Source organism: Streptomyces tyrfis, from assembly GCF_037034285.1.
In the GTDB taxonomy this organism is placed as follows: domain Bacteria; phylum Actinomycetota; class Actinomycetes; order Streptomycetales; family Streptomycetaceae; genus Streptomyces.
This window is the reverse complement of the sequence record NZ_JBAGJZ010000009.1, coordinates 100765-119989: the sequence shown is the minus strand read 5'-3', so window position 1 is coordinate 119989 and position 19225 is coordinate 100765. Positions and strand designations below refer to the sequence as shown.

General features: G+C 73.2%; 19 protein-coding genes and 1 pseudogene. 14 read left to right on the top strand and 6 right to left on the bottom strand.

Features of this window, described 5'->3' with window-relative positions:
* The first annotated feature begins 59 nt into the window (after nt 1–59).
* A complete protein-coding gene (locus WA762_RS09640) occupies nt 60–1172 on the top strand; it encodes an ATP-binding protein (RefSeq protein WP_335934801.1) in 1113 nt (370 codons plus the stop codon).
* On the top strand, nt 1169–4006 hold the full coding sequence (locus WA762_RS09635; RefSeq protein WP_335934800.1) for a DUF5682 family protein: 2838 nt from the start codon (nt 1169–1171) through the stop codon (nt 4004–4006). The genes WA762_RS09640 and WA762_RS09635 overlap by 4 nt, the downstream gene beginning before the upstream one ends.
* 90 nt (nt 4007–4096) lie before the next feature.
* On the opposite strand, the gene WA762_RS09630 is transcribed toward WA762_RS09635, so the two are convergent.
* Nucleotides 4097–4270 carry a hypothetical protein gene (locus WA762_RS09630; protein ID WP_335934799.1) on the bottom strand — a complete coding sequence of 58 codons (174 nt, stop codon included), beginning with the start codon at nt 4268–4270 and terminating at the stop codon, nt 4097–4099.
* Nucleotides 4271–4776: 506 nt separating this feature from the next.
* Here WA762_RS09630 and WA762_RS09625 point away from each other — a divergent pair.
* Together WA762_RS09625 and WA762_RS09620 are read left to right on the top strand one after the other, a co-directional pair.
* A complete protein-coding gene (locus WA762_RS09625) occupies nt 4777–5250 on the top strand; it encodes a leucine-rich repeat domain-containing protein (RefSeq protein WP_443080551.1) in 474 nt (157 codons plus the stop codon).
* Nucleotides 5251–5295: 45 nt separating this feature from the next.
* Nucleotides 5296–5787, top strand: a complete 492-nt coding sequence (locus WA762_RS09620) for an effector-associated constant component EACC1 (RefSeq protein WP_335934798.1) — start codon at nt 5296–5298, stop codon at nt 5785–5787.
* A gap of 45 nt (nt 5788–5832) precedes the next feature.
* On the opposite strand, the gene WA762_RS09615 is transcribed toward WA762_RS09620, so the two are convergent.
* Nucleotides 5833–6198 (bottom strand): YybH family protein, encoded by a 366-nt coding sequence (locus tag WA762_RS09615; RefSeq protein WP_335934796.1) that lies wholly within the window; start codon nt 6196–6198, stop codon nt 5833–5835.
* A 98-nt stretch (nt 6199–6296) separates the two neighbouring features.
* Here WA762_RS09615 and WA762_RS09610 point away from each other — a divergent pair, with 98 nt between their 5' ends.
* Nucleotides 6297–7193 carry a LysR family transcriptional regulator gene (locus WA762_RS09610; protein ID WP_335934795.1) on the top strand — a complete coding sequence of 299 codons (897 nt, stop codon included), beginning with the start codon at nt 6297–6299 and terminating at the stop codon, nt 7191–7193.
* 145 nt (nt 7194–7338) lie between these two features.
* Complete coding sequence (locus WA762_RS09605) at nt 7339–7887, top strand: GNAT family N-acetyltransferase (protein ID WP_335934793.1); 549 nt, start codon at nt 7339–7341, stop codon at nt 7885–7887.
* Nucleotides 7888–7984: 97 nt separating this feature from the next.
* Here WA762_RS09605 and WA762_RS09600 read toward each other — a convergent pair whose 3' ends face one another.
* Nucleotides 7985–8782 carry an inositol monophosphatase family protein gene (locus WA762_RS09600; RefSeq protein WP_335934792.1) on the bottom strand — a complete coding sequence of 266 codons (798 nt, stop codon included), beginning with the start codon at nt 8780–8782 and terminating at the stop codon, nt 7985–7987.
* A 190-nt stretch (nt 8783–8972) separates the two neighbouring features.
* Entirely contained in the window at nt 8973–9410 is a 438-nt protein-coding gene (locus tag WA762_RS09595; protein ID WP_335934790.1) for a hypothetical protein, read from the bottom strand.
* A gap of 115 nt (nt 9411–9525) precedes the next feature.
* Between WA762_RS09595 and WA762_RS09590 the strand changes: the two genes are divergently transcribed.
* The gene (locus WA762_RS09590; RefSeq protein WP_335934788.1) at nt 9526–10392 is read left to right on the top strand and encodes a TetR/AcrR family transcriptional regulator; all 867 of its coding nucleotides are present in this window, start codon (nt 9526–9528) and stop codon (nt 10390–10392) included.
* Nucleotides 10393–10506: 114 nt separating this feature from the next.
* On the opposite strand, the pseudogene WA762_RS09585 reads toward WA762_RS09590, so the two are convergent.
* A pseudogene (locus WA762_RS09585) lies at nt 10507–10903 on the bottom strand (SRPBCC family protein).
* A gap of 5 nt (nt 10904–10908) precedes the next feature.
* Nucleotides 10909–11511 (bottom strand): CGNR zinc finger domain-containing protein, encoded by a 603-nt coding sequence (locus tag WA762_RS09580; protein WP_335934786.1) that lies wholly within the window; start codon nt 11509–11511, stop codon nt 10909–10911.
* A 21-nt stretch (nt 11512–11532) separates the two neighbouring features.
* On the opposite strand from WA762_RS09580, the gene WA762_RS09575 reads away from it, so the two are divergent.
* The 7 genes from WA762_RS09575 (at nt 11533) to WA762_RS09545 (ending at nt 19171) form a co-directional block, all read left to right on the top strand.
* A complete protein-coding gene (locus WA762_RS09575; protein ID WP_335934784.1) occupies nt 11533–11985 on the top strand; it encodes a VOC family protein in 453 nt (150 codons plus the stop codon).
* Between the two features lie 182 nt (nt 11986–12167).
* Nucleotides 12168–12884 carry an SDR family oxidoreductase gene (locus WA762_RS09570; protein ID WP_335934782.1) on the top strand — a complete coding sequence of 239 codons (717 nt, stop codon included), beginning with the start codon at nt 12168–12170 and terminating at the stop codon, nt 12882–12884.
* A gap of 239 nt (nt 12885–13123) precedes the next feature.
* A complete protein-coding gene (locus WA762_RS09565) occupies nt 13124–14668 on the top strand; it encodes a class I adenylate-forming enzyme family protein (protein WP_335934780.1) in 1545 nt (514 codons plus the stop codon).
* Nucleotides 14669–14767: 99 nt separating this feature from the next.
* Nucleotides 14768–15403 (top strand): TetR/AcrR family transcriptional regulator, encoded by a 636-nt coding sequence (locus tag WA762_RS09560; RefSeq protein ID WP_335934779.1) that lies wholly within the window; start codon nt 14768–14770, stop codon nt 15401–15403.
* Nucleotides 15404–15741: 338 nt separating this feature from the next.
* Nucleotides 15742–16590 carry a fumarylacetoacetate hydrolase family protein gene (locus WA762_RS09555; RefSeq protein ID WP_335934777.1) on the top strand — a complete coding sequence of 283 codons (849 nt, stop codon included), beginning with the start codon at nt 15742–15744 and terminating at the stop codon, nt 16588–16590.
* Nucleotides 16587–18407: an acetyl-CoA carboxylase biotin carboxylase subunit gene (locus WA762_RS09550; RefSeq protein ID WP_335934776.1), complete on the top strand. Its 1821-nt coding sequence runs from the start codon at nt 16587–16589 to the stop codon at nt 18405–18407. The genes WA762_RS09555 and WA762_RS09550 overlap by 4 nt, the downstream gene beginning before the upstream one ends.
* Complete coding sequence (locus tag WA762_RS09545) at nt 18404–19171, top strand: SDR family NAD(P)-dependent oxidoreductase (RefSeq protein WP_335934774.1); 768 nt, start codon at nt 18404–18406, stop codon at nt 19169–19171. The genes WA762_RS09550 and WA762_RS09545 overlap by 4 nt, the downstream gene beginning before the upstream one ends.
* The last annotated feature ends 54 nt before the right edge of the window (nt 19172–19225 follow it).

Genomic DNA, 19225 nt, shown 5'->3' with positions numbered 1-19225 from the left:
AATCCACCGAACCTGTTGCACCCACCGAACCTGTTGAACCCATCGAGAAAGGCCCCGACATGTCCGAGCTGCTGCGCGCCCCCGCCGAGATCAAGTACGCCGAGGAGCTGGACTGGCTGGAGTCCGTCGACGACAACCCCAAGCCGTTCTCCTGGCGGCTGTCCCCGAAGATGGTCCGCCTGTTCATCCTGGGCTCCGAGCGTTCCGACGGCCTGGACCGGGAGATCGCCCCGAAGTGGTTCGGCGACCGCAGCTTCGTCGAGCGTTCCATCGTCACCCTGGCCTCCGACCGCGGCCTGCTCCTGATCGGGGACCCCGGCACCGGAAAGAGCTGGCTGGCCGAGCTGCTCTCCGCCGCGATCAGCCGCAACTCCACCCTGGTCGTGCAGGGCACCGCCGGCACCACCGAGGACCACATCAAGTACTCCTGGAACGTGTCCATGGTCATCGCCAAGGGCCAGTCCCGGGAGTCGATGATCCCCTCACCGATCATGACCGCGATGGAGACCGGCTCGATCGGCCGCTTCGAGGAGCTCACCCGCTCCACCAGCGACGTCCAGGACGCCCTGATCTCGATCCTGTCCGAGAAGTACATCTCGGTCCCCGAACTGGACAGCGACAGCATCGTCTTCGCCAAGCCCGGCTTCTCCGTCATCGCCACCGCCAACAGCCGCGACCGGGGCGTCAACGACCTCTCCTCGGCGCTCAAGCGCCGCTTCAACTTCGTACGCATCCCCGTGGTGACGAACAAGAAGAGCGAGGCGGAGATCGTCCGCTTCCGCACCGAAGAACTGCTGCGCCGTCACCGGATAGAGCTGGACGTGCCGCCGACGCTCCTCGACGTGCTGCTGCAGAGCTTCGCCGACCTGCGCGCCTCCTCGGCCGCGGCCGGCAGCGACGACGAGAAGCTGGAGTCCGCGCTGTCCACCGCCGAGCAGATCGGTGTGCTCGAGGACGCGATCCTGCACAGCAACTTCTTCGGCGAGCGCGCCCTGACCGCCCGCACCCTGGCCTCCTCGCTCGTCGGGTCGCTGGCCCGGCGCGAGCCCGAGGACCTGGCCATCCTCAACAAGTACCTGCACGGCGTCGTCGAACCCCGCAGCAAGGAGGAAGGCGGATCCTGGCCGGAGTTCCTGGAGGGCGGCCGCGACGCGATCGCGACCCTGTCATGAGCGCCGCCCACGAGGGGACCTTCACGACCCTGCGCGCGCAGCTCCAGGAAGCCGCCGCGACGTTCGCGGGAGGCCCCGACGCCCTGGAGGAGATCCTGCTCGGCATCGTCGACGACGTCGACCGCGCGGTGCGCGAGCCGCTGGAGATCTTCCCCGTCTGCCACCACTCGCCCGCCTCCGCCACCGCGATGGCCCGCCGCCTGCGCCAGAAGCAGCCCAAGGTCGTCTACCTGGAGCTGTGCGAGGACATGGCGCCGCTGCTGACCGAGCTGCGCAACTGCCGGCTCCCGGTCGCGGTCCAGGCGTTCGCGTCCGAGGTCGACGGCTTCCCCGCCGAATGGACCCCGCTGTCGGTGGTCGCGCCGATCACCGAGGCATCGGCCGAGTACCAGGCCATCGCCTACGCGCTGGACACCCCCGGCGTCGAACTGGTCCTCGTCGACCGCTCGTCGGACCACGTCTTCCAGTGGGACCCGCGCGGCGCGGCCGATTCCGAGTCCGACTCGGCCGCCGCCTCCGCCGACCCGGACACGTCCTCGCCCGCCGAGGAGGAGGCGGCGCTCCACGGCGACGCGGTCGGCGTGGAGCTGGGCGACCTGCGCCCGCGCTTCGCGGAGCTGGAGGAGCACCTGCTGCGCCACGGCAAGGTGCGGCACTGGTCCGAGTGGTGGCACCAGTACGTCGAGCTCCCGCTCGGCGACGGCGACCACGACACCTACCGCCAGGTCATGCTCCTGATCGGCAGCCTCTTCCGGCGCCTCGCCCCCGGCGACCCCCACCGGGTGCAAGTGGACGAGGACCGTGAACGCCACATGTGGACCAGGATGCGCGAACACCTGGCCGCGACCGGCGCCGACCCCGCGGACTGCCTCTACGTCTGCGGCGCCTTCCACGCGGTCAGCCGCGTCGAGGAGTTCGGCGTCCACGGTGCCGACACCTTCGAGATCGGCCCGCGCACCGCCACCACCTGGCAGTACGGGCTGATCCCTTCCAGCCACGCGGCGATCGAGGCGCAGTTCGGCCTCGCCGCAGGCTCGGTGTCGATCGCCGCGACGGTCTGGGCGAAGAACACCAGGCGCAGCGGCGTGAAGCCGTACCGCCTGGCGGGACAGGCCGGCGGCAGGAAGACGGCGTCCAAGAAGCTGGCGGCGGCCCCGGCGCCCGCGCCGACGGCTTCCGTACCGGTCCCGGCCGCCGACAAGCTGACCGGCTTCCTGCGGCGACCACCCGTGCTGGACCGCCTGGACGAAGCGGAACTCCTCGGCTGGTCCGTGGAGATCGTGCGCGCCGCCCGCCGCAACGGCTACCTCGCCTCCACCGCCGACGCCATCGCGGTGTTCGAGACGGCGATCCTGCTCGCCGGGATGCGCGACCGGGCCAGGCCCACGCCGTACGACTTCCAGGACGCGGCGGTCACCTGCATCGAGAAGGACACGGTGCCGGGCCGGCGCGACGTCCGCCGCCTCGTCGAGATCATGATGGGCGGCGACCGCGTCGGCCAGGTCGGCTACGACGCGCTGCCGCCCCTGGCCCGCGACGTGCACGACCGGCTCGCGCCGCTCAACCTGAAGCTCCAGCAGCGCGGCGTGCAACGGGCGCTGCTGAACATCGCCGCCGAGCCCGAGCTGGAACGGTGCTCCGACGTGCTGTGGATGCTGCGCCGGCTGATGCCGAGCGGCGCCGCACGGCCGATCATGGGCGAACGCAGACTCGGCGAGCGGTCGATCCAGGAATCGTGGGACCTGGCGCTCGGCACCCACCAGCGGGCCCTCATCGAGCTCGGCTACGAGGGCGTCAGCGTCGAACAGGTCCTGGAACAGCGCCTGCGCCGCACGGCGTACGGCCCGCAGGCCACGGCCGCGACCGTCCTGGAGACCGTCGAGGACGCGACCCGGTATCTGCGCAGCCGCCGCCTCGCCGACGAACTCGGCACCCACGCCCTGGAGGTGCTCTCCGCCGAACGCAGCGTCGACGACGCACCGGAGGTGCTGCGCCGGATACGCCGGCTGCTGGCGTACTACCGCACCAGCGAACCGGTGCTCCCGGCGTGGATCGAGTCCTTCGTCAAGACCGGTTACGCGCACTACTGCACCCTCCTGCCGATGGCGTTCACCGACGAGGACGCCACCGTTCGCCAGGTCGCGGCGATGCTGGGCTTCCTGTTCAGCATGGAGAGCCTGGCGCTGTCCCTGGGCTGCGACCGGGCCCAGCTGGAACTGGCGCTCGCCCAGTCCCACCCGGAGGACCCGTCGAAGACGGCCCTGCTGTGGGCGGCCCGCACCCACCTCGGCCTGCTCTCCCGCGCGGACCTGCGGAAGCGGTGCGACGAACTGCTCGCCAACCCCCTGGTGGTGCCCGCCTACCCGCGCTACCTCAGCGGCTTCGTGCACGCCCTCGAGCCCGTTCCCAGTCTCGTCGACTTCGTCGTGGAGGCGGTGTCGAACGCGTTCGGACGGCTGCCGGACCCGGTGCTGCTGCCCTGGCTGCCGACCCTGATCAGCACGTTGCGGGCGAGCGGTACGGAACTGGCCCCGCTGCTGATCCGCGAGGCCGGACGGATGTTCCCCGGCCGGCTCGCGGCCCTGGACGAGTGGGTGCCGCCGTGGCGGGCCCGCCCGGAGCCGGAAGCCGTGCATCCGGTACGCGGTGCGAACGACGCCGCCCGGGGCGTCGCGCTGCTCGCCGCCCATCCCGCGACCTGCGACGCGGTGGCCGGGCTGCTGGGCTGCGACGGGACGTGGGAGACGCCGGAACCCGGCCCGTCGGGCGCGGTCCTGGCCGGGCGTCACCCGGACACGGCGATCGCCCTGGAGGCGCTGCTGTCCGGTGCGTGACCCCGCCGGGCCGCCGCCGGGCGCGGCGGCCCACCCGGCGGATCCGCCGACGGCGACCGGAGTCACGGACGCCGCCGGCGGCCCCCGTTCTCACTCCAGGACGTCGACGTCCCCGGCGGTCCGGTCGGACGCGGGGAGCGGACGATGCCCCTCGTCCCAGTGGTTGGACCAGGAGCACAGGCCGCACGCGTATCTTCCGTCGAGCCCGTAGACCTGCGCGTCGCAGCCACGGCAACGGGTGGTGGTGATCTCAGGGGTTATCACGACGGCCGGCGTGGTCGAGGACCAGCCGCACTGGTTGGAACAGGTCCACGACCCGTCCGGCCCCTGAGTGGCCGCCGCGCCGCAGTTTCCGCACGTCATGCATGACCTCCGGGACGGCCCCGCCGAGGGAGATGACGGGGCCTCGGATCCAGTCTGGCAGCGCGCGACGGCTCCGGGAAGGTCATCAGGAGAGGTGACAGATGGTGACGAAGCCGACACGGCGCCCGCCGCCGGTCGCGACCCCCTCGGCCGCCGGTCCCGCCCCCGAGCCGCGGAGCGGCCCCGCGACCCGAACCTGACCCCCGAGCCCCGAGCTCCGCGCGCCGCGCCCTGCATCCCGACCCTGCGTCCTGCGAGGCGACCTCGTGGGCCGGAACCGCGCGTGAGAATCGACACCGGCAGCGCTGACAGCGCCGGTGGGACCGGGCAGCACCGAAGGCACCCATGGCACCGACGGCAACCGCAGCACCGGCAACCGGCGACAGCATCGATGAGAGGACGCGGCCGTGCGGCACACCCTGAATCTCTGGCGGCACGGACTCGGTGACGTACCCGAGTCGGTCTGGCAACGCACCGAGCTGCGAGTGCTGATCCTCGCGGACAACGGGCTCACGTCCGTCCCGGCGGAGATCGCGCGGCTGGAACGGCTGACCACCCTGGACCTGGGACACAACGCCCTCACCGCGGTGCCCCGCGAGCTGGGCCGCCTGACCGCGCTCAGCGGCTGCCTCTACCTGCACGACAATCGCCTGTCACATCTCCCGGACGAGCTGGGAGACCTCACCCTGCTGCGCTACCTGAACGTCGGTGAGAACCTCCTCACCGCGCTCCCCGGGACCATCGGCGTTCCGGTCCGGCCTGCCTCGGCCCCCACGTTCCGACCCGGCCCGAACCGGACCCCGGCCCGGCTCCCGCGCCCACGAGCCCGCCGCGCAACCGGACCTGAAAGGGTCTCAGGCCCGCGCGGACGGACATCGTAGGGTTGGCTCCCGCCGTCGGGCGTGGGGGATCTGATGGAGGAACGCATGCGCATAGCCATCACAGTCGAGGGCGGCGATCCGGGGAGCATGCACGAGCTTCGCCGCTGGCTTTCGGCGGAGCCCGAACTCCGGGGACGTATCCGGGGCCACACCCCGAAACCGCTGCCGCCCGACGCCAGGGGACTGGAGGCGGAAGCGCTGCTCGCGGTGCTGGCCCCCGGTGGTGTGGCCGGGGCGTTCGCCGGAGCGCTCGTCGCCTGGGCACGGACCCGCCGCGGCGATCAGACCGTCACCGTCACCCGGCCCGACGGAACGGCCGTGACCGTCTCCACCGCCCATGTGAAGGGCCTGACCGCGGAACAGAACGCGCAGTTGGCACGAGAACTGGCCGCCGTCCTGGTCCCGGCGGCCGGCCCGGCGCGCCCCCGGCCCGCGGCTGGCGAGCCACCGGCCCGGTCCCCCCGCCCGGTCGGCCGGCGGGACCAGTCCCGTTCGCGCGAGGCGGGCGCCCCGACACAACCGGGGACCGGCGGTTGACGTGCCCGGTCCGGTCATCGCTCCCACCGGGGCGTGCCCCGGGGATCAGCGGGCGGGCGGGACGAACTCGGGCTGGTCGAGCAGGCGCAGCCAACTTCCGTCGGACTGGCGCCTGACGACCTGCGCCCGTGCGCCGGTCCCGTCCTTCGGCGGGGTCGAGGTGAGGGCGATGTCGCCGCTGATCAGCGTCGGCAGCGGTTGTTCCGGCTCGAAGCGGGGGCCGTTGGCCAGCACCTTCTCCCATACCGCGTGGATCGCGTCCCGCCCCACCGTCAGCTCGCCGGGCGGGTAGGCCATCACCGCCTCCTCTTCGTAGAGCGCGACGACCCCGGCCGCGTCACCGGCATTGGATCGCTCGACGAACAAGCGGGTGATGTCCTCGGGCCGCATGGCCTTCTCGTACTCCGGCATACGTTCCTCCTGTTGCGGGGCTCCAGCACTTCTCAGCGTGAGCGCCCGCCAGTCAGAAGTCCAACAGATGGATCTTCTGCAAACTAGAATTCGCAGTCATGGAACTGAGGCAGCTGGAATACTTCGTCGCAGTCGCCGAGGAGCGCAACTTCACCCGGGCGGCCGAGCGGGTGCACATCAGCCAGTCCGGCATCAGCGCTCAGATCCGCCAGCTCGAACGGGAACTCGGCGCCGAGCTGTTCGACCGGTCGGCCCGCACCGTCGCCCTCACCGTCGCGGGCGAGGCCGCGCTCGAACACGCCCGCGCCGCGCTCGCCGCGGCCGGGGCAGTCGGCCAGGCAGTGGGCGAGGTGACCGACCTGATCCGGGGGCGGCTCACCGTCGGGATGGTCATCGGCTGCACCCTCACCCCGCTGTTCGACGCCCTCGCCGCATTCCACGAGGCGCATCCCGGTGTGGAGATCTCGCTGCTGGAGGGCAGCTCCGACCGGCTGCTCGAAGGGGTGCGTGCCGGCGCCGTCGACCTGGCGCTCATCGGGGCCGCGACCGCCGCCCCCGAGGGGCTGGACGCGCTGACGATCATCAGCGAACGACTCGTCGCGGCAGTCCCGGCCGGACACCCCCTGGCGAAACGGCGGCGGGTCACCCTGCGCGACCTGATGGCCTATCCGATCGTGTGCATGCCGCCCGGCACCGGCCTGCGCGCGGTATTCGACCAGGCCTGCGCCGCACAGAGCCTCCAGCCCACGATCGCTCTGCAAGCCAGCGCCGCGGACGCCATCGCCGACCTCGCCGCCCGGGGGCTCGGCGTCGCCGTCCTCAGCGACTCGATGGCCGAGAGCTACCGCGACCGGCTCACTGCCCGCACCGTCGCCGATGTCGAGACGCCGGCATTGCTCGCCCTGATCTGGAAGGACGCGCACAATCCCGCGGTACGCGAGTTGCTCGTGCGCTGCCGGCAGTCATTCATGGACTCTCCGGTGCCGCGTCAGTAGGAGCCGACCAGCGGCTGCACTGCGAACCGACGGGGTCCACCTTCCTGACGTGAGGCAGCAGACCCGCGGGTGCTCGGTGAAATTCCTTGTTCGGGAGTTGTGAGAGCCCGCGCTGCTCGCCGAGCATGCGGTAGGTTTTCCCGCCATGGCTGAATTAGCGTCCGTCGCCTGGCCGCCTGCCCCGATCAGGACCGAGCGGCTCGTGCTCCGCGAGCCCGAGGCCCGGGACCGTGCGGCGTTCATCGAGCTGTTCGCCTCGCCGGAGGTGGGCGCCTACCTGGGCGGCCCTCGACCGCGTGACGAGTGCGAGCGCGCGTTGCCCGAGACGCCCGAGAGGCGCCCCGGCCTCTTCGTGATCGAACTCGACGGAGCGATGATCGGCGCCATCGAGCTCAACCGGCGCGACGCGGATCGCCGGAGCCATGTCCGTCCGGATGCCGGGGAAGCCGAACTCGGCTACCTGCTCCTGCCGGAGGCATGGGGACGCGGGTACGCCGCCGAGGCGTGCGCGGCGGCGCTCGGCTGGTTCGCCGCCGCGTGTCCCGGCGAGCCGGTGGTGCTCTGCACCCAGACCGCCAACGACCGCTCGATGCGTCTCGCGGCGAGGCTGGGGTTCACCGAGGTGCAGCGGTACGAGGCGTGGGGCGCCGAACAGTGGATGGGCCTGTGGTCCCCGGTCGCGCCGCCCGCTTGAGCTCGTGCCCGGAAGGGGTGGTGTGTCGGCCGTCGGCCTTGTGCCGGCGAGCGGGGGAGCCGGCCGACGTCCTCCGACACGACCTGTCTTCGCGGTGTCAGCTCCCGCCGCGGATCGACGACATCAGCAGCCGGTGGGTCTCGGCGTCGGCGGCCGCGACGAGTCCGCGGCCCGCCCGGCCGACCGGGGCGCCGTCGATCCCGGTGACCACGCATCCGGCGGCCCGGCACAGAGCGATGCCGGCGGCGAAGTGGACGCTCTCCGAGAGGTCGCCGCCGTCGGTGACGTACGCGGCGCGCTTCCCGGCGGCGACCCAGGCCAGCGCCAGCGTCGTGGACACCACCCGGGGCCGGAAGCACACCGCGAACGCGGGCTCGGCCAGCAGGTCCACCGCCCGGAACCCGGGCGCGTGGGGAAACGGCGGGTCCAGGTTCACGTCCACGAGACGGCTGGCGGGCGTGGGCTCCAGTCGCGTCTCGGCGCCGTCCTGCCGCACCCGGGCCGTCTCGCCGTCCGTGAAGAAGACCTCGCCGCCGAACGGATCGGCCACCGCCGCCGCGCCCCCGCGCAGCGCCACGTTGACGGCCACCAGCATGCTGCCGACCGCGTAGTTCAGCGTGCCGCACAGGGGGTCCACCAGCCACTCGCGTGCGGCGCCGGACACGCCCTGCCGACCGCCCTCCTCACCGAGCACCGCGTCCTTCGGCCGGGCGGCGCGGAGGACGTCGAGGATCGCCTCCTCGGCCGCCACGTCCGCGGTCGTGGCGAAGTCCCCTGCGCCCTTGTCGATACGGTCGAGCCGCCGGCCGTACATGCGGCGCACCACCTCCGCGCCGGCGGCCGCCGCGGCTGTGGCGACCCCCGCGTCGTCCAGATCCGCATATGAGTCACGCATGGCGCGCAGGATATCGGCGGCGGCCCGTTCACCGCCCCGGCGGTGATCCGTTCACTGCCCCCGGCGGTGCGGAACCCGCAGGGCCGGGAGCCGCCGGGCACGCGGGACGGCCCGGGGCCCGGCTCCATGAGCCCCCGTCATGCCGCGGTCGGCGGAGCCTTGGTCAGGTCCGCCGTCGCCACAGCGCCTCTCATGTCTGCTGCCGCCACAGTGGGACGACGGCGGCCGCGCCCGCCAGAACGGGAAGCAGGCCCAGCGCCCCGTACAGCGCCGGCACGACCCGGTCGTACGCGCCGGCCTTGAGGACGAGATCGGTCAGCGCCACGCAGGCGCCGGCCGTGAGGGCGAAGGTGGCGAGCGCGCGGGCGCCGCGGCCGCCGTGCGAGACCATGCGGATCGTCCACAGCCACATCAGGGCGCCGAGCGCGCCGACGGCCACCAGATAGATCGTGATGGCGTCCCGGTCGCCCCGCACCGTGGCCGGGCTCCAGTCTGGATACGCGTCGCGGACATGCGTGGTCAGCGAGTCGGCGGTCACCAGGTCGATCAGCGGAACGAGCGCGACGAGGACGGTCAGCGCCAGGCCCAGCCACAGGGCACGCGTGGTGGCCGTGGGAGCGGTCGTCACAGTGTTCTCCTCGGAACAGAGATCGGATATCCTGGAACCCAGAATAAAGAATCTGGATTCTTCACTGCGGCTCAGGATGCCCGAGGCCGGACGTCGAAGCAAGGGGATTGATCGCATGAGCGGCACCGAACGGAGGAGCGGATCCGGGCTGACCCGGCAGCGCAGGAGGCTCTCGGAGGAGGAGGTCGAGCAGGCCATGATGCGTGCCGCGATCGCCATGGTGGACGAGAGCGGACTCACCGTCAGCCTCGACCACATCGGCTTCGTCGACGTCATCCAGGCCGCCGGCGTGCCGCGCACCGCCGTCTACCGCCGCTGGCCCTCCAAGGACGAGTTCGTCGCCGATCTGCTCAAGGAGCTGGCCAAGGGCGCCAGCCCCGCCGTCGCCGGCGGCAACCCCGAGGCGCTGGCCGCCACCCGCCGGGTCATCCTCGACCGGCTCGACTGGCTGCGCCGCCCCGAGACCCGCACCGCGCTGATCGCCGAGGTGCTGCGCCAGGGCGCCGCCAAGGAGCTTCAGGCCCTGCACCGCTCGGCCGGCTGGCGCACGTACATCGCCCTGCACGCCACCTTCCTCAGCCTGCCGCCCGACGGCGACCTGCGCAGGGCCGTCCAGCAGGGCCTGATCGCGTCCGAGCGGGCCTTGACCGGGCAACTGGCCGACGCCTACCGCAGCTACACCCAGCTCCTCGGCTGCCGCCTGCGCCCCGAGCTGGGCGCCACGTTCGAAGACCTGGCGCGACTGGTCAACGCGGCCATGCGCGGCCTGGTGGTGATGCTGCCCGCCGGTCCCGAACTGGCCGAACGCACCCTGCACGCCGACCCGTTCGGCACGGACACGGTGGACGAGTGGTCGCAGCCCGCGCTGGCGATGGCGAGCATCGCCATGACCTTCATCGAGGCCGATCCCGACGCCGAGTTCGACGAGGAGCGGATCGCTTCGGTGCGGGAGGCGCTGAGGGCCGCACGGTCTCCGCGCTGATCACCCCGCACGCGGCTGGGGCCTCGGGCCGGGGAGCGGGCCGGGGCCCGAGCGATGCGGGTCGCGGTCGTGGTCGGGGCGCGGTGGAGCCGGGGGAGCGGTCGGGCGCCGCCGTCACCGCCGGTCGAGGGCGGCGGCGACCTGGTCCATGACGTGCCGCCAGTGCTCCCGCCGCCGTGCGCGCTCCTCGGCGCTCGCCAGGTGCTCCTGGTGTGAAGCGGAGCGTCGTGCGGGCCCCGTCCGCCGCGGGTGCGAGGGCGACCTGCACCGTGGTGGCGCCGTGGGTGACGCGGATGCGGTCCGCCGGGCGGTAGCCGCGCACCTCGCCCGTCACGCCCGCGGTCGTCCGGTAGGGGGCGCCGCGTTCCGGCGCGAGGCGTGCGCCGGGGCCGAGCCAGAGGGCGAGTCCTTCGGGACCGCTGATGAAGTCCCGGACCACGGGCGCGGGGTGGGGGAGCGTGCGGGACACGCCGATCTGCCAGCCGGCGTCCGTGGTGAGCCCTGTGGGCATGGCGGTCATCCGTTCTCGGAGTTGCGGGCGCGCAGCGCCCTGACCTTGTGGCGGTTGCCGCAGTGCTCCATGGAGCACCAGCGGCGTCGGCCGGGGCGGGAGGCGTCGACGTAGACGAGGTGGCAGTTCTCGGCGGCGCAGGTGCGGATGCGCTGTGCGAAGGGGCCGGTCAGCAGCTCGACGGCGTCCCGGGCGACGGTGGCCCTCAGCTGTGTGCCGGTAGGGGTTCCCGCCCACCGCCGCTCTCCGGCAGGCGTGATGGCGGGCGCAAGGGCCGGGCGGGCCGCCGCCTCGTTGATGACCTCCAGGTCGCCGGGCGGGCGCGGTTCGCCGCGGATGTGGGCGAGGACCACCCGGAACAGCGCGTCGCGCAGTCCTCGCAGGTCGGCCACCTCGGTCGCGGAGACGTCCAGCGCGGGCGTCGGGGTGAGCCGCGAACGGTCCGCCCAGGCGGCCAGGTCGGCGGGCCCGTGCAGGACTTCGTACCGGCGGTAGGGCCCGGGTCCGCCGGTGGTCAGCAGTTCCAGGCACAGCGCGCCGGGGTCGAACCGGTAGGCGGCGCCGGTACGGGAACGCAGCGTCAGCCCCTTGGTTGCGGACGAGTCCATGTAACCAATATAACGAGTTACATGGCACTGAGTTGGAAGCTGGTCATCGACAGCACGAACGCCCCCGTCCTCGCGGACTTCTGGGCGGCGGCCCTGGAATACGAGGTGGAGGACCCCGGCCCGCTCATCGAGCGATTGCTGGCCGCCGGACACATCGGCGAGGAGGCGGTCGCCGAGCACCATGGCCGCAAGACCTTCCGCGGCTATGCCGCGATCCGCCACCCCGAGGACCCGTTCGACGAGACCAGCGGCGTCGGCCGCGGCCGACGGCTGCTCTTCCAGGACGTGCCCGAGGGCAAGACGGGCAAGAACCGTCTGCACCTCGACGTCCACGGCGAGCCCGGCGGCCTCGACGAGCTGGTGGCCCGGCTGGAAGCCCTCGGCGCGTCCCGTGTCCACGAGATCGACCAGGGGCCTGCCGGGCACTGGTGGGTCATGCGGGACCCGGAGGGCAACGAGTTCTGCGCGTCGTAGTGTTGTGAGCCGTGAGCCGTGAGCCGTGAGCCGTGAGCCGTGAGCCGTGGTGCGGGTCGATGGGTTCGCGGGTCTTCGGTCCGTACGACGCGCGGGTGTCGGGAGCACGGGGCGGCCGGTGTCGGCGCGGTACGCTCTGCAACCCCGTCCCGACCCCCTGATCCACGATCCGAGGAACAGCCATGCCCGCACGAACGGTACTGGTCACCGGCGCGACCCGGGGGATCGGCCTGGCCGTCGCCCGAGGTCTCGCCGACGAAGGGGCGCACGTCCTGGGGATCGCCCGGTCGGACCCGGGGGCGGGGTTCCCCGGCACCTTCGTCGCCTGCGACCTGGCCGACGCCCGCAGCACCGCCAAGACCCTGACCCGTCTGACGGACGACCACCAGGTGGACGCCGTCGTCAACAACGCCGGCGTCGTGCTGCCCGAGCCCCTCGGCGGGATCGACACGGACAACCTGCAGGCCGTCTTCGACCTCAACGTCCGTGCCGCCGTCCAGATCGTCCAGGCGTGCGTCGGCGCCATGAAGGAACGGGGCTGGGGCCGCATCGTCAACATCACCAGCCGGGCCGCGTACGGCGCCCGCGACCGCAGCAGTTACTCCGCGGCCAAGAGCGCCCTGACCGGCCTCACCCGCACGTGGGCCCTGGAACTCGCCGACCACGGCATCACCGTCAACGCCGTGGCGCCCGGCCCCGTCGACACCGGGCTGTTCCGTCGTACCCACCCCGTCGGCAGCGAGGCCGAGGCGGCCGTTCTGCGGACCGTGCCCGTGGGGCGGGTGGGGCGGCCCGAGGAGATCGCCGCCGCGGTCCGCTTCCTTCTCCGCGACGACGCGGGCTTCATCACCGGCCAGTCCCTGAGCGTGGACGGCGGCGGCAGCATCCCCGGCCGCTGAGCCGCCGAGCCTCCTGGCTGCTGGGCCATGTGGACGCACCCCTCCCGAACGGCCGGCAAACCGGACGACCGCGCGACCGGACGACCGCGCGACCGGGCGACCGGACAGCTGCACGACCGGATGGCCGGATGGCCGGGACCGCCGGACGGTTCCGAGTCGCCCCGGCGGGCGTCGAAGCCGATCGTAGACGTACGAACGAACGCACGTTAGCCTCCTGCCACCGAGTTCGAGGAGGTTCGATGCGTACGGTCGCCGATCTGATACGGATGAACGCGCGCCGCCACCCGGGTCGTGAGGCCGTCGTGGACGAGACGCGCAGACTCACCCATCTGGAGCTGGCCGAGCGGGCGTGGGGGGTGGCGCGGGGGCTCGCCGGTCTGGGGGTGAAGCCCGGCGACACCGTCGGCGTGCTGGCGGGCAACGGGGTGTTCTGCGCCGAGGCGTTCCTCGGCATCGCGGCGGCAGGCGCGGTGTTCGTCCCGTACAACTGGCGTTGGTCCACGGCCGAGCTGGTGGCCGGCGTCAACGAGACCCGGGCGGCGGTGGTGCTCGTGGAGGAGGGCCGCGGCGAGGACTTCGCGCTGGCCGAGCGGACCGGCGGGCTGGAGCACGTACGGCATGTCGTCCACGAGGACGAGCGCTACGCGGCCATGCTGCGGGCCGCGCCCACCGGCCCGCTGGAGCCGGAGTGCGGCCCCGAGGACCCCGCGTGCGTGCTGTTCACCGGAGGCACCACCGGCTTCTCCAAGGGGGTGGTGCTGTCCCACCGCGCCGTGCTGGCCAATGCCGTCAACGAGATCGTGGACTGCCGGGTCGGCGCGGCCCCCGGTGACCGCGGACTGATCACCACGCCGCTGTTCCACTCCGCGGGCCTGCTGTGCTGGTTCGTCCCGCACTACGCCACCGGGGCGACGAGCGTCCTGATGAGCCGCTTCGACGAGCAGTCCGTCGCCGAGACCATGGAGCGCGAGCGCGTCACCAACACCTTCCTGGTGCCGAACATGATCAGCCGGCTCGTCCGGTCGGGCGCCTTCGAGAGCCCCGGGGTGCGCCGCGGCTTCACCGCCCTGCACAGCGGCGCCGGACTGCTGCGCCACGCCGACAAGGAGGCGCTCGCCGAACTGCTGCCGGGGCTGAGCCTCTACTTCCGCTACGGCCTGACCGAGGCCGGGCCGATGGTGACCCGCCTCCGCCCCGCCGACATCATGCGCAGGGACCTGGAGGGGTCGATCGGCCGGGAATACCTGCTCGCCGAGGCGCAGGTGCAGGACGACGAGGGACGGGAGCTGCCGCCCGGCGAGCTGGGCGAGATCTGCGTCCGCGGCCCCGGGCTGATGACCGGTTACTACCGTCGGCCGCAGGCCACCGAGGACGCCTTCCGGGCGGGCTGGCTGCGCACGGGCGACCTCGCGGTCCGTGACGAGGAGGGGTTCTTCTTCTTCCGGGACCGGGCCAAGGACATGATCAAGAGCGGCGGGGAGAACGTCTACTCCGCCGAGATCGAGCAGATCCTGATGACGCACCCGGCGGTGGCCGAGGCGGTCGTGCTCGGCGCGGTGAGCGAGGAGTGGGGCGAGGAGGTGCGGGCCGTGGTGGTGTGCAGGCCCGGCGAGGAGCTGACCGAGGCCGGGGTGCGCGACTTCGTCCGCGGCCGGCTCGCCGGGTACAAGGTTCCCAAACGGGTGGCGTTCCGGGAGCGCGAGCAGCTTCCGCGCTCCGGCATGGGCAAGCTCCTGAAGAACCGGCTCCGCGACGACCTGGGCTGGGGAGGCGAGCAGTCCTAACTACCGCCCGTTCGTTTGGGGGATAGGATGCGGAGAGCGCGCCGGCCGGTCCAGGGCCGGCCGCCGTGCAGGAAGCCCGAGGGAACGGAGTACCCCCACATGCCGCGCCGCCCCGCCGGAGGAGTGCGCACCGCCGACGCGATCCGTGAGGCCGCCGCGGAGCTGTTCTACCAGCACGGTTACGAGGCCACCTCGCTGCGCGAGGTCGCGGCCCGGGTGGGCATCAAGGTCGGCAGCCTGTACAACCACATCACGGGCAAGGAAGACCTGCTGCGCGACATCATGACGGGCATCATGGACGACCTGCTCGCGACCCAGCGCGCGGCGCTGCGGGGTCGCACCGACGCGGTGGACTGCCTGCGCGCCGCGGTGGACTGCCACATCCGCTTCCACGCCGACCGGGCCCGCGAGGTCTTCATCGGCAACTCCGAGCTGCGCTCGCTGTCCCCGGCCGACTTCCGCGCGGTGATCGCCAAGCGCGACGAGTACGAGGCCGTGCTGCGCGGCCTGATCGACCGCGCCGCCGAGGAGGGGCGCGCGGACGTGGTCGACGCGAGGCTCCAGGCGTACGCCATCGTGGCCATCGGCACCCATGTCTCCACCTGGTACCGGCCGCGCGGGGCCATGTCGCTGGACGAGATCGTCGACGCCTACACCATCATCACGCTCCGTCAGCTCGGGGTGGCGCCGGACGAGATCGCCGCGATCGCGGCGCGCTCCGACAGCCCCGTCTGATTTCGCGAGCGCCGGAGGGCGCCCGCCGCCAGGGCCGTACGTCGTACGCCCCGGCGGCGGGCGCCCTTCTTCGTGCGGGGCGCCTCTTCCGTGTACGGGGAACCCTTCCTTCGTGCCGGGCGGCCCTCCCCGGCCGGTGACCGTCCCCGGCCGGGGACCGGCCCCCAGACCGTGACCTTCCCGGTCCGGGGCCTGTCCAGCCCAGCGGCTTGTCCGGCCCGGTGGCCTTTTCAACCCGGGCGCCTCTCCGGCCCGGTGACCTTTCCCGGCCCGGTTGACCGTGCCGCCGCTTCGGCCTAGTTTACAAACTAGCGATCGTTCGTTTGGAGGTTGGGCCGATGCACTTGGCGACGATAGGGGACGGGGACCGGACCCGGGCGGTGCTGGTGGAGGGCGGTGCCACGAGGCTCCTGCCCTGGCCCGACGTCGGGGCGGTGCTCGCCGAACAGGCCGCCGGCCGCGCCCCGCGGGACCTGGCGTCCGCCGCCACGGGCGCCGGCCCCCGGGCCGCCGACGCCCGTTACGCCCCGCTGGTCACCGCCCCGTCCAAGATCGTGTGCGTCGGTCTCAACTACCGCGACCACATCCGGGAGATGGGGCGCGAGACCCCCGCCCACCCCACGCTCTTCGGCAAGTTCGCCGACACCCTGCTGGGCGCCCACGACGATCTCGTGCTGCCGGCCGCCTCCCGCCGGGTGGACTGGGAGGCCGAGCTGGCCGTCGTCGTCGGCCGGCCGGTGCGCGTGGCGTCCGCCGCGGCGGCCGAGGCCGCGATCGCCGGCTTCACCGTGGCCAACGACGTCTCGATGCGGGACTGGCAGCACCGCACCGGCCAGTGGCTCCAGGGCAAGGCGTTCGAACACACCACCCCGCTGGGGCCGGTCCTGGTCACGCCCGACGAGGTGGACGGCGCCGCCGACCTGGAGATCACCTGCGCGGTGGACGGCGAGGTGGTGCAGCGCAGCCGCACCTCCGAGCTGCTGTTCGGCCCGGCGGAGCTCGTCGCCTACGTCTCGCGGATCACCACGCTGCGCCCCGGGGACGTCCTGCTGACCGGCACACCCGGCGGGGTCGGGGCCGGACGCGTGCCCGAGCGCTACCTGGAGCCCGGCCAGGTGCTCACCACCACCATCGAGTCCATCGGCGGCTGCCGCAACACCTGCATCGAGGAGACGAGCCGAGCATGAGCCTTGCCAAGGTCCTGGTGGCCAACCGGGGCGAGATAGCGGTGCGCGTGCTGCGCACCTGCCGGGAACTGGGCCTGACCGGTGTGGCGGTCCACTCCCACCCGGACGCCGCCGCGCTGCACGTGCGGACCGCCGACGAGGCGGTGTCCCTGGGCGGGACCACGGCCGCCGAGAGCTACCTCGACATCGCGAAGGTGGTACGGGCCGCGCTGGACTCCGGCGCGGACGCCGTGCACCCCGGCTATGGATTCCTCGCCGAGAACGCGGAGTTCGCCCGCGCCGTCGAGGCGGCCGGCCTGGTCTTCATCGGCCCGCCCGCCGCGGCGATCGAGGTGATGGGGGAGAAGGTCGCCGCCCGGGAGGTCGCCGGGCGGGCCGGAGTCCCCCTGGTCCCGGGCACCCGCGAACCGGTCACCGGACCGGCGGAGATCCGCGCCTTCGGCGCCGAGCACGGCTACCCCCTCGTCATCAAGGCGTCCTACGGCGGCGGCGGCCGGGGCATGCGCACCGTCGGCTCGCCCGACGAGGCGGAGCAGGCGTTCGAGGCCGCCGGGCGCGAGGCCGCGGCGGCCTTCGGCCACGCCGACGTCTATGTGGAGCGGTATCTGGCCGGGGCTCGTCATGTGGAGGTGCAGATCCTCGCGGACCGGCACGGCAACACGGTCTGGCTCGGCGACCGGGACTGCTCGGTGCAGCGCCGCCACCAGAAGCTGGTGGAGGAGGCCCCGGCCCCGGGGCTGCCGTCCGAACTGCGCGTCCGGATGGGCGAGGCGGCCGTGCGCCTGGCGCGCAGCGTGGACTACGTGGGCGCCGGCACGGTCGAGTACCTGGTGGAGGGCGACGCCTTCCACTTCCTGGAGATGAACACCCGGATCCAGGTCGAACACCCCGTCACCGAGGAGGTGCTGGGCCTCGACCTGGTGGCCGAGCAGCTGAGGATCGCCCGCGGCGAGCCGCTGAGCGTCACCGCCTCCGGGCCCGAGCCGCGCGGCCACGCCATCGAGTGCCGCGTCAACGCCGAGAACACCGCGGGCGGGCTCTTCGTCCCCGCGCCCGGTCGGATCACCGCACTGCGCCCGCCCTCCGGGCCCGGCGTGCGGTTCGACAGCGGCTACGAGGCCGGGGACGAGGTCCAGCCGTACTACGACAGCATGATCGGCAAGCTCCTGGTCCGGGCGCCCGACCGGCCGACCGCCATCCGCCGGCTGCGCGCCGCGCTCGACGGGCTCGCGGTGGAGGGCGTGCCGACCACGGCCCCGGCCGTCCGCGCGGTCCTCGACCACCCCGACTTCGCCGCGGGCGCCGTCTCCACGCGCTGGCTGGAGCAGTCCGTGGAACTCCCCGACGACGCGCCCGCCCCGGCCGAGGACGACGGCGGCGCGGAGCCCGAGGCGCCGCCCGGACGCGAGGAGGTCTGGGTCGCCGGACGCCCCTACACCGTCCCGTACTTCGGCCCCGGCGCCACCGCCATCGCCGCCGATCCGGCCCGTCCCGCCGCCGGGCCCGCCCGTCCCGCCGCGCGGCGCGCGGGCACGGCGCCGGCGGGGAGCGGCCGCCGGGACCGGGGCCGCCGCGGGACCGGGACGGTTCCGGACGGCTCGGTGACCAGCCCGATGCAGGGCACCGTCATCGCCGTCGACGTAGCGGAGGGCGACGCCGTCGAGGAGGGCCAGATCCTCTTCGTCGTGGAGGCCATGAAGATGGAGAACCCGGTGCGGGCCCGGCGGGCCGGGACCGTGACCGGCGTCGAGGCCGTGACCGGCGACGTCGTCACGGCCGGCCAGGTGCTCGCCGTCCTGGAAGGAGCCGGCCGGTGATCGCCGTGGTCACCGGCGCGGGCGGCGGCCTGGGCGCCGCCGTCGCCCGCCGGCTCGCGACCGACGGCACCGCCGTGGCCTGCGCCGACATCGACGCCGCCGCCGCCGAGGCCACCGCGGCGGGACTGCGGGCCGAGGGCCGGAGCGCCGCGGGCTACGGCGTCGACGTCACCTCCGAGGCGGCGCTGGCCCGGCTCCGCGAGGCCGTGCACCGGGACCTGGGCCGGCCGTCGGCGCTGATGAACATCGCCGGAATCCTCGACCGCGGACAGCTCGCGGACCTCGACGGGGCCGCGTTCCGCCGGGTCGTCGACGTCAACCTCACCGGCACCTATCTGGCCGTGCGGGCCTTCGCCGGGGACCTCCGCGACGCCCCGCGCGGCCGGATCGTCAACACGGCCTCGATCGCGGCCGTCAACGGCTACCCGTTCCCCGCCTACTCCGCCTCCAAGGCCGCCGTCGCCCAGCTGACCCGTTCCCTGCTGTTCGACTTCTGGCGGACCGCGGTGACCGTCAACGGCGTCTGCCCCGGCCCCATGCGCACCTCGATGCTCGACGAGAGCGCCGAGGCGGCCTTCCTGGACCGGACCCCCGCGCACCGCATCGCCACGCCCGAGGAGGTCGCCGAGGTCTTCGCCTTCCTCGCGGGCCCCGCCGCCGACTGCGTCAACGGACAGAACATCGTGGTCGACGGCGGTGCGACAGCGGTCTTCCGCTGGCAGCCCCAGGCCGCGGGGCCGCGAGCCGAAGAGGAATCCCGATGATCCCGTTGACCCCGTTGACCCCGTTGACCCCGATGGCACCGAGGACCCGATGAC

Bases quoted from the DNA above. Each gene is read 5' to 3' on its own strand.
- WA762_RS09640 (WP_335934801.1), top strand. From the start codon at position 60: ATGTCCGAGCTGCTGCGCGCCCCCGCCGAGATCAAGTACGCCGAGGAG.
- WA762_RS09635 (WP_335934800.1), top strand. From the start codon at position 1,169: ATGAGCGCCGCCCACGAGGGGACCTTCACGACCCTGCGCGCGCAGCTC.
- WA762_RS09620 (WP_335934798.1), top strand. From the start codon at position 5,296: ATGCGCATAGCCATCACAGTCGAGGGCGGCGATCCGGGGAGCATGCAC.
- WA762_RS09615 (WP_335934796.1), bottom strand. From the start codon at position 6,198: ATGCCGGAGTACGAGAAGGCCATGCGGCCCGAGGACATCACCCGCTTG.
- WA762_RS09610 (WP_335934795.1), top strand. From the start codon at position 6,297: ATGGAACTGAGGCAGCTGGAATACTTCGTCGCAGTCGCCGAGGAGCGC.
- WA762_RS09605 (WP_335934793.1), top strand. From the start codon at position 7,339: ATGGCTGAATTAGCGTCCGTCGCCTGGCCGCCTGCCCCGATCAGGACC.
- WA762_RS09600 (WP_335934792.1), bottom strand. From the start codon at position 8,782: ATGCGTGACTCATATGCGGATCTGGACGACGCGGGGGTCGCCACAGCC.
- WA762_RS09590 (WP_335934788.1), top strand. From the start codon at position 9,526: ATGAGCGGCACCGAACGGAGGAGCGGATCCGGGCTGACCCGGCAGCGC.
- WA762_RS09580 (WP_335934786.1), bottom strand. From the start codon at position 11,511: ATGGACTCGTCCGCAACCAAGGGGCTGACGCTGCGTTCCCGTACCGGC.
- WA762_RS09575 (WP_335934784.1), top strand. From the start codon at position 11,533: ATGGCACTGAGTTGGAAGCTGGTCATCGACAGCACGAACGCCCCCGTC.
- WA762_RS09570 (WP_335934782.1), top strand. From the start codon at position 12,168: ATGCCCGCACGAACGGTACTGGTCACCGGCGCGACCCGGGGGATCGGC.
- WA762_RS09565 (WP_335934780.1), top strand. From the start codon at position 13,124: ATGCGTACGGTCGCCGATCTGATACGGATGAACGCGCGCCGCCACCCG.
- WA762_RS09560 (WP_335934779.1), top strand. From the start codon at position 14,768: ATGCCGCGCCGCCCCGCCGGAGGAGTGCGCACCGCCGACGCGATCCGT.
- WA762_RS09555 (WP_335934777.1), top strand. From the start codon at position 15,742: ATGCACTTGGCGACGATAGGGGACGGGGACCGGACCCGGGCGGTGCTG.
- WA762_RS09550 (WP_335934776.1), top strand. From the start codon at position 16,587: ATGAGCCTTGCCAAGGTCCTGGTGGCCAACCGGGGCGAGATAGCGGTG.